This window comes from Pseudomonas sp. 8_5_2 (genome assembly GCF_059295255.1).
On sequence record NZ_CM181238.1, the window covers coordinates 14071 to 27850 of the forward strand.

Annotated in this window: 13 protein-coding genes; 4 read left to right on the top strand and 9 right to left on the bottom strand. The window is 63.1% G+C overall.

Annotated elements, in window-relative coordinates; genetic code table 11:
• Positions 1-23 precede the first annotated feature (23 nt).
• Positions 24-1643, top strand: coding sequence for an MFS transporter (locus AC5O5R_RS00060; RefSeq protein ID WP_172228408.1), 1620 nt, complete (start codon positions 24-26; stop codon positions 1641-1643).
• A 177-nt stretch (positions 1644-1820) separates the two neighbouring features.
• On the opposite strand, the gene AC5O5R_RS00065 is transcribed toward AC5O5R_RS00060, so the two are convergent.
• From AC5O5R_RS00065 to glyQ, 4 genes are read right to left on the bottom strand one after another with little or no spacing between them, the layout of a single operon-like run.
• A complete protein-coding gene (locus AC5O5R_RS00065) occupies positions 1821-2606 on the bottom strand; it encodes a lysophospholipid acyltransferase family protein (protein ID WP_172231287.1) in 786 nt (261 codons plus the stop codon).
• Between the two features lie 45 nt (positions 2607-2651).
• Positions 2652-3179 carry a D-glycero-beta-D-manno-heptose 1,7-bisphosphate 7-phosphatase gene (gmhB, locus tag AC5O5R_RS00070; RefSeq protein ID WP_172231284.1) on the bottom strand — a complete coding sequence of 176 codons (528 nt, stop codon included), beginning with the start codon at positions 3177-3179 and terminating at the stop codon, positions 2652-2654.
• A 3-nt stretch (positions 3180-3182) separates the two neighbouring features.
• Positions 3183-5234, bottom strand: coding sequence for a glycine--tRNA ligase subunit beta (gene glyS, locus AC5O5R_RS00075; protein ID WP_172231281.1), 2052 nt, complete (start codon positions 5232-5234; stop codon positions 3183-3185).
• Complete coding sequence (gene glyQ / locus AC5O5R_RS00080; protein ID WP_043198565.1) at positions 5231-6178, bottom strand: glycine--tRNA ligase subunit alpha; 948 nt, start codon at positions 6176-6178, stop codon at positions 5231-5233. The genes glyS and glyQ overlap by 4 nt, the downstream gene beginning before the upstream one ends.
• Positions 6179-6261: 83 nt before the next feature.
• On the opposite strand from glyQ, the gene AC5O5R_RS00085 reads away from it, so the two are divergent.
• Entirely contained in the window at positions 6262-6813 is a 552-nt protein-coding gene (locus tag AC5O5R_RS00085; RefSeq protein WP_172286915.1) for a DNA-3-methyladenine glycosylase I, read from the top strand.
• Positions 6814-6854: 41 nt separating this feature from the next.
• The gene (locus AC5O5R_RS00090) at positions 6855-7742 is read left to right on the top strand and encodes a lysophospholipid acyltransferase (protein WP_172232060.1); all 888 of its coding nucleotides are present in this window, start codon (positions 6855-6857) and stop codon (positions 7740-7742) included.
• Between the two features lie 178 nt (positions 7743-7920).
• Here the strand turns inward: AC5O5R_RS00090 and AC5O5R_RS00095 are convergent, their stop codons facing one another.
• From AC5O5R_RS00095 to def, 5 genes are read right to left on the bottom strand one after another with little or no spacing between them, the layout of a single operon-like run.
• Positions 7921-8229, bottom strand: a complete 309-nt coding sequence (locus tag AC5O5R_RS00095) for a tetratricopeptide repeat protein (protein ID WP_172232063.1) — start codon at positions 8227-8229, stop codon at positions 7921-7923.
• 11 nt (positions 8230-8240) lie between these two features.
• Positions 8241-9614, bottom strand: coding sequence for a Trk system potassium transporter TrkA (gene trkA, locus AC5O5R_RS00100; protein WP_016712794.1), 1374 nt, complete (start codon positions 9612-9614; stop codon positions 8241-8243).
• Between the two features lie 22 nt (positions 9615-9636).
• The gene (gene rsmB / locus AC5O5R_RS00105; protein ID WP_172286916.1) at positions 9637-10947 is read right to left on the bottom strand and encodes a 16S rRNA (cytosine(967)-C(5))-methyltransferase RsmB; all 1311 of its coding nucleotides are present in this window, start codon (positions 10945-10947) and stop codon (positions 9637-9639) included.
• Positions 10944-11876: a methionyl-tRNA formyltransferase gene (fmt, locus tag AC5O5R_RS00110; protein WP_172229405.1), complete on the bottom strand. Its 933-nt coding sequence runs from the start codon at positions 11874-11876 to the stop codon at positions 10944-10946. The genes rsmB and fmt overlap by 4 nt, the downstream gene beginning before the upstream one ends.
• Before the next feature lie 60 nt (positions 11877-11936).
• Positions 11937-12443, bottom strand: coding sequence for a peptide deformylase (def, locus tag AC5O5R_RS00115; RefSeq protein WP_051097836.1), 507 nt, complete (start codon positions 12441-12443; stop codon positions 11937-11939).
• A 206-nt stretch (positions 12444-12649) separates the two neighbouring features.
• On the opposite strand from def, the gene dprA reads away from it, so the two are divergent.
• Positions 12650-13747, top strand: a complete 1098-nt coding sequence (gene dprA / locus AC5O5R_RS00120) for a DNA-processing protein DprA (RefSeq protein WP_172229403.1) — start codon at positions 12650-12652, stop codon at positions 13745-13747.
• Positions 13748-13780: the final 33 nt, after the last annotated feature.

Sequence of the window (13780 nt, forward strand, 5' to 3'; positions counted from 1 at the left end):
CCTGCGGGCCGAGGACAGCAACGATGTCGGATTACATCCAGGAACAGGGTGCGGCGGCCAGCAGCTCCAGCCGCCGTGAAGAACGCAAGATCATTTTCGCGTCATCCCTCGGGACGGTTTTCGAGTGGTATGACTTTTTTCTCTATGGCGCGCTGGCAGCGGTCATCAGCAAGCAGTTCTTCGCTGGCGTGAACGACACCACCGCTTTCATCTTTGCCCTCATGGCCTTCGCTGCAGGCTTCCTGGTACGGCCGTTCGGCGCGCTGGTGTTCGGGCGCCTGGGGGACATGATCGGGCGCAAGTACACCTTCCTGGTCACCATCGTGCTGATGGGGCTGTCCACCTTTGCAGTGGGCCTGTTGCCGACTTACGCCAGCATCGGCATCGCCGCGCCGATCATCCTGGTGGTCCTGCGCATGCTGCAGGGGCTGGCGCTGGGCGGTGAATATGGTGGTGCCGCCACCTACGTGGCCGAGCATGCGCCGCACGGCAAGCGTGGTTTCCACACCGGTTTCATCCAGTCCACCGCCACGCTTGGTTTGCTGCTGTCCCTGCTGGTGGTATTGGGCAGCCGCTACATCAGCGGTGATGAGTTCGAAACCTGGGGCTGGCGCCTGCCGTTCCTGCTGTCGATCTTCCTGCTGGCGATCTCCACCTGGATCCGCATGAGCATGCACGAGTCGCCGGCCTTCGTGAAAATGAAGGCCCAAGGCAAGATCAGCAAATCGCCGATCCGTGAGTCGTTCACCTCCTGGCCAAACCTGAAAGTAGTGCTCACCGCCCTGTTCAGCATCAACGCCGGGCAAGCCGTGACCTTCTACACGGCGCAGTTCTACGTGCTGTTCTTCCTGACCCAGATGTTGAAGATGGACCCCGCCCAGGCCAACACCCTGTTGATCATCAGCGTGGTAATCGGTGCGCCGTTCTTTGTGTTCTTCGGCTGGCTGTCGGACCGTATCGGCCGCAAACCTATCCTTATGCTTGGCCTGCTGCTGGCCACGGTACTGTACTTCCCACTGTTCAAGGCGCTTAGCCATTACGCCAACCCGCAGATCGACGCCGCCAGCCGTCAGGCGCCGATCGTGGTCACCGCCGACCCGAAAAGCTGCACCTTCCAGTTCGACCCGGTCGGCAAGGCGCGTTTCGACAGCCCATGCGACAAGGTCAAGACCTTCCTGGTCAAGCAAGGCCTGCCCTACAGCTCGGTAAGCGTGGCGGGCAGCGATGTGGTGGTGAACATTGGTGACAAGACCATCAATGGTTTCGACGAAGCCGCCATGCGCAGCGCAGTGGAACAGGCTGGCTACCCGGCCAAGGCTGATCCGGCGCAGGTCAACGAGGTAATGGTGGTGGTGCTGATCGTGGCGATGATCCTGATCGCGACCATGACCTATGGACCGCTGGCGGCAGTAATGGTCGAGCTGTTCCCGACCCGCATCCGCTACACCTCGATGTCGCTGCCCTACCACATTGGTAACGGCTGGTTCGGCGGCTTCCTGCCAACCGTGTCGTTCGCCCTGGTGGTTTACACGGGAGATATCTTCTACGGGCTGTGGTACCCGGTGCTGGTCACCGGGATCAGCCTGGTTGTTGGAATCTTCTGCTTGAAAGAGACCAAGGATGTGGATATCGACAAGGTCTGATGCTGTCCACATGCCATAAAAAAACCGGCTGTAAAAGCCGGTTTCTTTATGCCTCGAAAAAACTTATGCACGTTTTCAAGAAAAATGTCATACGAAGAAATTAACAATAAATACAGTTACTTAGCGACGACTTGGAGCATTGACTGGAAAAACTGCTAACAAGTTATCCACAGAATCTCAAGCCAGCTGCTCCTGGGGTTTTTCATCCATCGGTGGCAGCGAGCCCATGGACCGCTGGGTCGCCTCGTTCCATGCCGCAGCGCGGTCGTTGAGCTCGGCAATGGCACGTGGCCCGGTGCCGTTGGCGTACATCGGCGCGCCAATTACCACCTCGATGGTGCCCGCGCGCTTGCCCCAGCCTGTCTTGGGCCAGTACTTGCCAGCGTTGTGGGCAATCGGCAGCACCGGCAGCCCGGCGTTGACCGCCAGTGCAGTACCGCCACGGGAAAACTTGCCAACCGTTCCGAACGGTACGCGGGTGCCTTCCGGGAAGATCAGCACCCAGGTCTTCTGCTTGAGCAGTTCATCACCCTTGCTCGCCACTTGGCGCAGGGCTTCCTTGGGGTTGTCGCGGTTGATCGCGATCGGCCGCAGCATGGCCATTGCCCAGCCGAAGAACGGCACGTACAGCAGCTCACGCTTGAGCACCTGGCTTAGCGGCGAGAAGTACTGGGAAAGGAAGAATGTTTCCCAGGTGCTCTGGTGGTTGGACAGGATCACACAAGGCTCGGCCGGCACGTTTTCGGCGCCGGTGATCTTGTAGTCGATGCCCAGAATCGTCCGCACCAGGAACAGCGCGCAGCGGCACCAGTACACGTTGATGAACTTGTAGCGCTTGGGGAACGACAGGAACGGCGCGATGAAGAAGCTCAGCGAGCACCACAGCAACGAACTGGTGCCCAGCAGCAGGTAAAAAAGAAAGATTCTGATCGCCTGCAGGATCGACATAGTGGCTTGTACCATTGCGGGCGTGCCCGCCTGAGAAAAATGCGCCCGGGGGCGCACTGTTTAAATTAGTTCTCTGGCGATAGCTGCCAGATCGTCGAAAATCAGTGTAGTTTCCGCAACGCCCTTTTCCAGGGTTCGCTCGCCCTTGCCGGTTTTTACCAACACGGGTTGTGCACCGACGGCCAGGGCCGCCTCCAGGTCACCTGTGCTGTCGCCAACAAACCAGACGCCTGCAAGGCCGACCTGGTAATGCTCGGCGATCGCCTGCAGCATGCCGGGCCTGGGCTTGCGGCAGTCGCAGCCCTGGTCCGGCCCGTGCGGGCAATACACGATGTGGCCCACCTCGCCGCCCTGCTCGGCCACCAGCGCGCGCAGGCGCGCGTGCATGGCCTCGAGGGTTGCCAGCGAATAATAGCCACGGGCAATACCGGACTGGTTGGTGGCCACGGCCACCGTCCAGCCCGCCTTGCTCAACTGCGCGATCGCTTCGACCGAGCCCGGGATCGGTACCCACTCTTCCAGCGTCTTGATGTAGGCGTCGGAGTCGTAATTGATCACCCCGTCACGGTCGAGAATCAGCAGTTTCAAGGCTTACCCCAGCAGCGAAATGTCGGCCACGCCCAGGAACAGACCGCGCAGGCGGCTGAGCAGGGCATAACGGTTGGCGCGTACCTTGGCGTCTTCGGCGTTGACCATCACCGCCTCGAAGAAGGCGTCGACCGGGTCACGCAGTGCTGCCAGTCGGGCCAGCGATTCGCTGTACTGGCGTGCAGCAGCCATTGGTTGCACGGCCTGGTCGGCCTGCTGGATGGCCGAGTACAGGGAGAACTCGTTGGCATTGTCGAAGTACTTGGGCTCGACCTGTTCGGCGATGGCGCCTTCGGCTTTGCTCAGCAGGTTCGACACGCGCTTGTTCACCGCGGCCAGGGCTTCGGCTTCCGGCAGCTTGCGGAAGGCCTGCACAGCCTGTACCCGCTGGTCGAAGTCCAGCGCAGAACCTGGCTGCAGGGCACGTACCGACAGGTAGGTAGCCACATCGATGCCTTCGTCTTCGTAACGTGCACGCAGGCGGTCGAAGATGAACTCCAGCACCTGCTCGGCCAGGCCGGCAGCCTTGACCTTGGCGCCGAACTGCTTGACGGCGAACTCCACTGCACCGGTCAGGTTCAGGTCCAGCTGCTTCTCGATCAGGATACGCAGCACGCCCAGGGCGGCGCGGCGCAGGGCATACGGGTCTTTGCTACCGGTGGGCAGCATGCCGATACCGAAGATGCCGACCAGGGTGTCGAGCTTGTCGGCGATGGCCACGGCAGCACCGGTAAGGGTCTGCGGCAGCTCGGCGCCAGCACCGCGCGGCATGTACTGCTCGTTCAGGGCCAGGGCAACGTCCTGCGGCTCACCGTCGTTGAGCGCGTAGTAGTAACCGGCAACACCCTGCATCTCGGGGAATTCGCCGACCATTTCGGTGGCCAGGTCGCATTTCGACAGCAGGCCGGCACGGCCAGCGCGCTGGGCGTCGCCGCCGATCAGCGGGGCAATGAACGCGGCCAGGCGGGAAACGCGTTCGGCCTTGTCGTACACGGTCCCCAGCTGAGCCTGGAACACCACGTTTTTCAGGCGCTCGTTGAAGGTTTCCAGCGGCTGCTTCTTGTCCTGCTTGAAGAAGAACTCGGCGTCGGTCAGGCGTGGGCGCACGACCTTTTCGTTACCTTGCACGATCTGCTGCGGGTCGCGGCTTTCGACGTTGGCCACGGTGATGAAGCGCGGCAGCAGCTTGCCTTCGCTGTCCAGCAGGCAGAAGTACTTCTGGTTGTCCTGCATGGTGGTGATCAGGGCTTCCTGCGGCACCTCGAGGAAGCGCTCCTCGAACGAGCACACCAGCGGCACCGGCCACTCGACCAGGGCAGTCACTTCGTCCAGCAGCGCCGGCGGCACGATGGCGCTGCCTTCCTGCTGCATGGCCAGCTCGGCGGTACGCTTGCTGATCAGTTCGCGGCGCTCGGCGAAGTCAGCCAGCACGTAGGCTTTGCGCAGGTCTTCGACGTAGTTGGCCGGGGTGGTGACAAGCACGTTTTCCGGGTGGTGGAAGCGGTGGCCGCGGGATTCACGGCCGGCCTTTTGCGAAAGGATGGTGCAGTCGACCACCTGGTCGCCGAGCAGCATCACCAGCCATTGGGTCGGGCGCACGAACTCTTCACGGCTGGCCGCCCAGCGCATGCGCTTGGGGATCGGCAGGTCGTTGAGGGAATCTTCGACGATGGTCGGCAGCAGGCCAGCGGTAGCCTTGCCCGGGATGTGCTGGGAGAAGCGCAGCTTGGCGCCGCTCTGGTCGATTTCGGCCAGCTCTACACCGCATTTCTTGGCAAAGCCCAAGGCAGCCTGGGTGGGCTCGCCGTCTTTGAAAGCAGCCTGCAGGGGCGGGCCATCGATGTTGATGCTGCGGTCAGGCTGCTGCACGTCCAGCTGGCGAATCAGCACGGCCAGGCGGCGCGGCGCGGCGTACACCTGCTTGCCGGTGTAGTTCAGGCCGGCGGCCTGCAGGCCTTTCTCGATGCCGGCCAGGAAGGCGTCGCCGAGGGTAGCCAAGGCTTTGGGTGGCAGCTCTTCGGTGCCCAGTTCTACCAGGAAATCTTGAGCACTCATTGTGCAGCCTCCAGCTTAGCCAACACTTCGTCACGCAGTTCAGGGGTGGCCATCGGGAAGCCCATGCGTGCGCGGGCTTGCAGATAGCTTTGCGCCACGTCCCGGGCCAGGGTACGTACGCGCAGGATGTAGCGCTGACGCTCGGTTACCGAGATGGCGCGACGGGCGTCCAGCAGGTTGAAGGTGTGCGAGGCCTTCAGGACCATTTCGTAGGTCGGCAGCGGCAGGTCCAGCTTGATCAGGCGGTTGGCTTCGCTTTCGTAGAAGTCGAACAGTTCGAACAGCTTCTCGACGTTGGCGTGCTCGAAGTTGTAGGTCGACTGCTCCACTTCGTTCTGGTGGAACACGTCGCCGTAGGTGACCTTGCCGAACGGGCCGTCGGCCCACACCAGGTCGTACACCGAATCGACGCCCTGGATGTACATGGCCAGGCGCTCGAGGCCGTAGGTGATTTCACCGGTGACCGGGTAGCACTCGATACCGCCCACCTGCTGGAAGTAGGTGAACTGGGTGACTTCCATGCCGTTGAGCCAGATTTCCCAGCCCAGACCCCAGGCGCCGAGGGTCGGCGATTCCCAGTTGTCTTCGACGAAGCGAATGTCGTGCACCAGCGGGTCCAGGCCAATGGCTTTCAGCGAGCCGAGGTACAGCTCCTGGAAGTTGGCCGGGTTCGGCTTGAGCACCACCTGGAACTGGTAGTAGTGCTGCAGGCGGTTGGGGTTTTCGCCATACCGCCCGTCGGCGGGGCGACGGCTAGGCTGCACGTAGGCAGCGTTCCAGGTTTCTGGGCCGACGGCACGCAGGAACGTGGCGGTATGGAAAGTGCCGGCGCCTACTTCCATATCGTAGGGCTGAAGCACCACACAACCTTGAGCTGCCCAGTAGTTCTGCAGGGCGAGGATCAGGTCTTGGAAGGTACGCACGGCTGGCGTAGGCTGGCTCACGAAATTCACCTGTATCTGGGGATGCGGATGTAAAGAGCGGGAGTATAACCTGATTCGCCTCGCCCTCTACTCATTGGAGCCTTATGCCACGCTGCTTTTGGTGTACCGACGATCCGTTGTACCAGGCCTACCATGACCAGGAATGGGGAACGCCGCAGCGTGATCCGGCGTTGCTCTTCGAGATGCTTTTGCTCGAAGGGTTCCAGGCGGGCCTGTCGTGGATCACCGTATTGCGCAAACGCGAGCGTTATCGCCAGGTGATGCACGGCTTCGACGCGGCGGCACTTGCGCACATGACCGACGAACGCATCGAGGAACTGATGCAGGACGCCGGCATCATCCGCAACCGCCTCAAGCTCAAGGCCGCCCGGCGCAACGCCCAGGCCTGGCTGGCTGTGGACAACCCTGGCGAATGGCTGTGGTCGTTCGTTGGCGGTGAGCCAAAGATCAATCACTTCAAGGGCCGCAGCGAAGTGCCAGCGGTGACCGACGAAGCCAAGGCCATGAGCAAGGCCCTGCAGAAAGCCGGCTTCACCTTTGTCGGCCCGACCATCTGCTACGCCTTCATGCAGGCCACCGGCATGGTCATGGACCACACCACCGATTGCGATCGCTACGCCGCCTTGCTGCGCTGAGGGGTTACAATGCGCGCCTCGCTGAAATAAGGAATTGGCCTGTGGAAAAGTTCAAGGGCGCCCTGATGGTCGGGGTGCTGCGTCTGTTTGCCAAGCTGCCCTGGGGCGCTGTGCAGCGCGTCGGCGCCGGTATCGGCTGGTTGATGTGGAAGGTGCCCAACGGTTCGCGCAATGTGGTGCGCATCAACCTGGCCAAGTGCTTCCCGGAGATGGACCCGGCCGAGCGCGAGCAGCTGGTGGGCCGCGCGCTGCGGGATATCGGTAAATCCTTTGTAGAAAGCGCCTGTGCCTGGATCTGGCCGCCGCAGCGTTCGCTGGATCTGGTCAAGGAAGTGCACGGCCTGGAAGTGCTGGAGCAGGCCTTGGCCTCGGGCAAGGGTGTGGTCGGCATCACCAGCCACCTGGGCAATTGGGAAGTGCTCAACCACTTCTACTGCAACCAGTGCAAACCGATCATCTTCTACCGTCCGCCAAAGCTGAAGGCTGTGGATGACCTGCTGCGCGAGCAGCGGGTGCAGATGGGCAACCGCGTGGCACCTTCGACCAAGGAAGGCATCCTCAGCGTGATCAAGGAAGTGCGCCGCGGTGGCCAGGTGGGTATCCCGGCCGACCCGGAGCCGGCGGAGTCGGCGGGCGTGTTCGTGCCGTTCCTCGGTACCCAGGCACTGACCAGCAAGTTCGTGCCGAACATGCTGGCGGGCGGCAAGGCGGTCGGGGTATTCCTGCATGCCCTGCGGCTGCCGGATGGGTCGGGCTTCCGGGTGATCCTGGAGGCGGCGCCAGAGGCGATGTACAGCACCGATGTGACCGAATCGGCTGCTGCCATGAGCAAGGTGGTCGAGCGCTATGTGCGTGAGTACCCGAGTCAGTACATGTGGAGCATGAAGCGCTTCAAGAAGCGCCCACCCGGCGAGCCGCGCTGGTACTGAGATCTTGGGGGCGCTCCGCGCCCCTTTCGCCGGCAAGCCAGCTCCCACATTGACCGCGCAGGCCTGGGGCTGTGCTTCAACCTGGGGGAGCCAGGGTTTTGCGCTGGGTCCAATAGCGTACCTGGTCCCTGTGGGAGCTGGCTTGCCGGCGATGGGCTGCAAAGCAGCCCCGGCAATCTCAAGCTTTGTTCAGCTTTTTAAGAAAAACGGTCATCTCTTTCTCGGCCTGCTTGTCGCCATGAGCTTGTGCCGCCACGATCCCGTCTTCCCAGGCCTTGCGCGCCGCCGCCAGGTCACCCTGCAGCTGATACGCCTTGCCCAGCAGCTTCCATGCCGCCGAATACTTCGGGTCCTGCTCTACGCAGCGTGCCAGGTGCACAGCCGCTTCCGCTCCGTTGCCCTCGTCCAGCCAGGCCTTGCCCAGGCCAAACCGCAACAGCGGGTTATCCACACCCTTGGCCAGCATCTTCTCCAGCGATTCGCGCATGCCTTCTTCTCCTAGAAGAAACTCAAGCCGACGTGGAATAGCTTCTCCACATCCCGAATATGCTTTTTATCCACAACAAACAGGATCACATGGTCGCCTGATTCGATCATGGTGTCGTCATGGGCAATCATCACCTCTTCGTCACGGATGATCGCACCGATGGTGGTCCCCGGCGGCAGGGCGATGTCCTCGATGGCCTTGCCCACCACCTTGCTCGACTTCGAGTCGCCGTGCGCCACCGCCTCGATGGCCTCGGCCGCGCCGCGTCGCAGCGAGTGCACGCTGACGATGTCGCCACGGCGTACGTGCGCCAGCAGGGTGCCGATGGTGGCCAGCTGCGGGCTGATGGCGATGTCGATATCACCGCCCTGCACCAGGTCGACATAGGCCGGGTTGTTGATGATGGTCATCACCTTGCCCGCGCCCAGGCGCTTTGCCAGCAGCGAGGACATGATGTTGGCTTCGTCATCGTTGGTCAGCGCCAGGAAGATGTCGGCGTCGGCGATGTTCTCTTCCAGCATCAGGTCCTTGTCCGAAGCGCTGCCCTGCAGCACCACTGTGCTCTCCAGGGTATCGGAGAGGTGCCGGCAGCGGGCCGGGCTCATCTCGATGATCTTCACCTGGTAGCGGCTTTCGATGGCTTCGGCCAGGCGTTCGCCAATCTGCCCGCCCCCGGCGATGACGATGCGTTTGTTGGTTTCATCAATACGGCGCAGTTCGCCCATCACGGCGCGAATGTCCTTCTTCGCGGCAATGAAGAACACCTCGTCGTCGGCCTCGATCACCGTATCGCCCCGTGGGGTGATCGGCCGGTCGCGGCGGAAGATGGCTGCCACGCGGGTGTCTACGTTGGGCATGTGCGCGCGGATCTGGCGCAGCTGCTGGCCGACCAGCGGGCCGCCGTAGTAGGCCTTCACGGCCACCAGCTGGGCCTTGCCCTCGGCGAAGTCGATCACCTGCAGCGAGCCCGGGTGTTCGATCAGGCGCTTGATGTAATTGGTCACCACCTGCTCGGGGCTGATCAGCACGTCGACCGGGATATGGTCGTTGTCGAACAGCTCCTCGCGGGTCAGGTAGGCGGACTCGCGCACCCGGGCGATCTTGGTCGGGGTGTGGAACAACGAATAGGCCACCTGGCAGGCGACCATGTTGGTTTCGTCGCTGTTGGTCACCGCCACCAGCATGTCAGCGTCGTCGGCACCGGCCTGGCGCAGCACCGTAGGCAGCGAGCCACGGCCCTGCACGGTACGGATGTCCAGGCGGTCGCCGAGGTCGCGCAGACGGTCGCCGTCGGTGTCGACCACGGTAATATCGTTGGCCTCGCTGGCCAGGTGCTCTGCCAACGTCCCGCCTACCTGGCCTGCGCCGAGGATGATGATTTTCATCCGTTACTCCCTACCCTTGGTCTTATCCGCGCGAGGCGGCGATCTTGATCAGCTTGGCATAGTAGAAGCCGTCGTGGCCGCCTTCCTGGGCCAGCAGCTGGCGGCCGTGGGGCTGGCGCAGGCCGGCTTCGGTAGCCAGGTCCAGCTCACGGGCGCCCGCGGTACGGGCAAGGAACGCCTCGATCACTTCGGTGTTCTCGGTCGGCAGGCTGGAGCAGGTGGCGTACAGCAGCATGCCACCCACTTCCAGGGTCGGCCACAGGGCATCGAGCAGCTCGCCCTGCAGCGTGGCCAGGGCCGGGATATCGTCGGCCTGGCGGGTCAGCTTGATATCCGGGTGGCGGCGGATCACGCCAGTGGCCGAGCAGGGCGCGTCCAGGAGGATGCGCTGGAACGGCGTGCCGTCCCACCAGCTGGCGGTGTCGCGGGCATCGCAGGCGATCAGCTCGGCGTCGAGCTGCAGGCGGTCGAGGTTCTCGCGCACGCGGATCAGGCGCTTGGCTTCGAGGTCGATCGCCACCATGTGGCCCAGGCCCGCTTCGGCCTCCAGCAGGTGGCAGGTTTTGCCACCCGGGGCACAGCAGGCGTCGAGCACGCGCTGGCCGGGGGCCAGTTCGAGCAAGTCGGCAGACAGTTGCGCGGCTTCGTCCTGCACACTTACCCAGCCTTCGGCGAAGCCTGGCAGGCCGCGCACGTCACAGGCTTCGGCCAGCACGATGCCGTCACGGCTGTACCGACAGGCGCTGGCGCCCACCCCTGCTTCGGCCAGCAGCGCCAGGTAGGCGTCGCGGCTGTGGTGGCGGCGATTGACCCGCAGGATCATCGGCGGGTGGGCGTTGTTGGCAGCGCAGATGGCTTCCCACTGCTCGGGCCAGAACGCCTTCAGCTGCTTCTGCAGCCAGCGTGGGTGGGCGGTACGTACCACCGGGTCGCGCTCCATGCCGGCCAGTAATTCTTCGCCTTCGCGTTGAGCACGGCGCAATACCGCATTGAGCAGGCCCTTGGCCCACGGCTTTTTCAACTTGTCAGCGCAGCCTACGGTCTCGCCGATGGCGGCGTGGGCCGGGATGCGGGTGTAAAACAGCTGGTACAGGCCGACCAGCAGCAGCGCCTGTACATCGGCATCGGCGGCCTTGAACGGCTTCTGCAACAGCTGGGCGGCGAGCAAGTCCAGGCGTGGCTGCCAGCGCGCGGTGCCGAACGCCAGGTCCTGGGTCAGGCCACGGTCACGCTCATCGACCTTGTCCAGCTGCGTTGGCAGCGAGCTGTTGAGCGAGGCCTTGCCGCTGAGCACAGCGGCAAGGGCACGGGCGGCGGCGAGGCGCGGGTTCATTGGCCCAGCACCTTGCCAGCGGCGAACTTCTCGCGCCGGCTGTTGAACAGGTCGCTGAAGCTCAGCGCCTTGCCGCCAGGCAGTTGCAGGCGGGTCAGGCTGAGCGCCTGGTCACCGCAGGCGACCACCAGGCCGTCCTTGCTGGCAGACAGGATCTCGCCAGGGGCGCCCGTGCCTGCGGACAAGTTGGCGGCCAACACCTTCACGCTTTCGCCATCGAGGGTGCTGTGGCAGACCGGCCACGGGTTGAACGCACGGATCAGGCGCTCCAGCTCGACGGCCGGGCGGCTCCAGTCGATGCGCGCTTCGTCCTTGTTCAGCTTGTGGGCGTAGGTGGCCAGGGCATCGTCCTGCACTTCACCTTGCAGCGAGCCGTCGGCCAGGCCGGCAATGGCCTGCACCACGGCAGGCGGGCCCATTTCGGCCAGGCGGTCGTGCAGGCTGCCGCCGGTGTCGTCGGCGCTGATCGGGGTGACCACCTTCAGCAGCATCGGGCCGGTGTCCAGGCCTGCTTCCATGCGCATCACGGTGACCCCGCTTTCGGCGTCACCGGCTTCCACGGCGCGCTGGATCGGCGCCGCACCGCGCCAGCGTGGCAGCAGTGAGGCGTGGCTGTTGATGCACCCCAGGCGCGGGATATCGAGCACCGCCTGCGGCAGAATCAGGCCATAGGCAACCACCACCATCAGGTCTGGCTTGAGCGCGGCCAGTTCGGCCTGGGCATCGACATTGCGCAGGGTTTGCGGCTGGAACACCGGGATGTCATGGGCCACGGCAAGCGCTTTGACTGCACTGGGCATCAGCTTCTGGCCACGGCCGGCAGGGCGGTCGGGCTGGGTATAGACGGCCACGATGTCGTAAGGGCTGTCGAGCAGGGCCTTGAGGTGTTCGGCGGCAAACTCTGGAGTGCCTGCAAAGACGATGCGCATGGAGTTCTCGCTTCAAAATAGAAAAAGGCTTGCCGGAGCAAGCCTTCTGGAAGGTGGGGATCAGGCTTGCTGGCGGTGCTGCTTTTCCAGCTTCTTCTTGATCCGGTCGCGTTTGAGCTGCGACAGGTAGTCGACGAACAGCTTGCCGTTGAGGTGATCGAATTCGTGCTGAACGCAGACCGCCAGCAGGCCTTCGCATTCCAGCTCGTAAGGCTTGCCGTCGCGGTCCTGGGCCTTGACCCGTACCCGCAGCGGGCGGTCGACATTCTCGTAGAAGCCGGGCACCGACAGGCAACCTTCCTGGTACTGGCCCATGTCGTGGGTCAGCTCTTCCACCGTGGGGTTGATGAAGACCCGCGGTTCGCTGCGGTCTTCGCTGAGGTCCATGACCACAACCTGCTTGTGCACGTTGACCTGGGTCGCGGCCAGGCCGATGCCAGGGGCTTCGTACATGGTTTCAAACATGTCGTCGATCAGCTGACGCAGGGCGTCGTCGAACTCCGTCACCGGTTTGGCGATGGTGCGCAGGCGCGGGTCCGGGAATTCGAGAATGTTCAAGATGGCCATAAGGTCAGGCAGTCACTGTGCGGTCGGTTGAAAACTGAGCACACATAATAAAGGGAAACGGCGATTTCAGCACCTGGCAACCTCGTCTAGGGTGTCTATGGGCGTAATAGCCCCCAGTCAATGGACAGCTTTTCAAAGTGTTACCCACAAAGTTATCCACAGTTTGTGCCACGTAAATGGCCCTGCTTTGATCAAGGATGATCTTAATGTCGATTTACCATTCGTCGCCTTGCCCGCCTGCCGAGCTGGAAGCCCGGCTGCGTTTGCACCGCCTTCCAGAAACCGGGTTGAGACGCTTTCGTAACCTGATCGATGCGTTTGGCTCGGCCTCCTCGGCACTATCTGCACCGGGTTCGGCCTGGCGTGCACTGGGCATTCCCCAAGTTACTATCGATGCTCGGCGCAGTGCCGAAGTGCGCGATGGCGCGTTGGCTGCAATGGCTTGGTTAGAGCGTCCGGGCCAGCATTTACTGATGTGGGACGACCCGGACTACCCTGCCCTGCTGGCTGAAATCGATGACGCACCGCCGCTGCTTTTCGTCGCCGGCGAACCGGCGCTGTTAAACCGTCCCCAGTTGGCAATTGTGGGCAGCAGGCGTGCCACACCGCCGGCCCTGGATACGGCTGGCGCTTTTGCACGCTATCTGGCGCAAGCCGGTTTCACCATTACCAGCGGGTTGGCCGTTGGTATTGATGGCGCCGCTCATCGGGCCGCATTGAAGACCGGAGGGAGCACGATTGGTGTGCTCGGCACGGGGTTGCAAAAACTTTATCCACAGCGCCACCGCGAGTTGGCCCAGGCCATGATCGAGACCGGCAGTGCGCTGGTTTCCGAGTACCCGTTGGATGCCGGGCCGCTGCCCGGCAACTTCCCCCGGCGCAATCGCATCATCAGTGGTTTGTCGCTGGGCGTGCTGGTAGTCGAGGCCAGTCTGGCCAGTGGTTCGCTGATTACGGCGCGCCTGGCGGCGGACCAAGGCCGCGAGGTGTATGCCATACCGGGCTCCATTCACCATCCAGGCGCCAAGGGCTGCCACCAGCTGATTCGTGACGGCGCGCTGCTGGTAGAGACGGTGGAGCAGATCCTGCAAACGCTGCAGGGCTGGCAGAACCTGCCGCCCGACGTTGCGGAAAAATTCGACCATCCCCTGCTCGCCCTGCTGCACGCCGCGCCACAGACCAGCGAAAGCCTGGCCCATTGCAGCGAGCAGCCGCTGGCCGCCGTATTGGCGCAGCTTACCGAGCTGGAGCTGGAGGGCCGGGTCAGCAATGAAGCCGGGCGTTGGTTTGCCCGCGCGGGCTAAGTACACTGCTCACAAGCAAGGTATATAGGCGGG

Excerpts from the sequence above, each read along its gene's own strand:
- AC5O5R_RS00065 (WP_172231287.1), bottom strand. The coding sequence starts at position 2,606 with ATGGTACAAGCCACTATGTCGATCCTGCAGGCGATCAGAATCTTTCTT.
- dprA (WP_172229403.1), top strand. The coding sequence starts at position 12,650 with ATGTCGATTTACCATTCGTCGCCTTGCCCGCCTGCCGAGCTGGAAGCC.
- fmt (WP_172229405.1), bottom strand. The coding sequence starts at position 11,876 with ATGCGCATCGTCTTTGCAGGCACTCCAGAGTTTGCCGCCGAACACCTC.
- glyS (WP_172231281.1), bottom strand. The coding sequence starts at position 5,234 with ATGAGTGCTCAAGATTTCCTGGTAGAACTGGGCACCGAAGAGCTGCCA.
- trkA (WP_016712794.1), bottom strand. The coding sequence starts at position 9,614 with ATGAAAATCATCATCCTCGGCGCAGGCCAGGTAGGCGGGACGTTGGCA.
- rsmB (WP_172286916.1), bottom strand. The coding sequence starts at position 10,947 with ATGAACCCGCGCCTCGCCGCCGCCCGTGCCCTTGCCGCTGTGCTCAGC.
- AC5O5R_RS00085 (WP_172286915.1), top strand. The coding sequence starts at position 6,262 with ATGCCACGCTGCTTTTGGTGTACCGACGATCCGTTGTACCAGGCCTAC.
- def (WP_051097836.1), bottom strand. The coding sequence starts at position 12,443 with ATGGCCATCTTGAACATTCTCGAATTCCCGGACCCGCGCCTGCGCACC.
- AC5O5R_RS00060 (WP_172228408.1), top strand. The coding sequence starts at position 24 with ATGTCGGATTACATCCAGGAACAGGGTGCGGCGGCCAGCAGCTCCAGC.
- AC5O5R_RS00095 (WP_172232063.1), bottom strand. The coding sequence starts at position 8,229 with ATGCGCGAATCGCTGGAGAAGATGCTGGCCAAGGGTGTGGATAACCCG.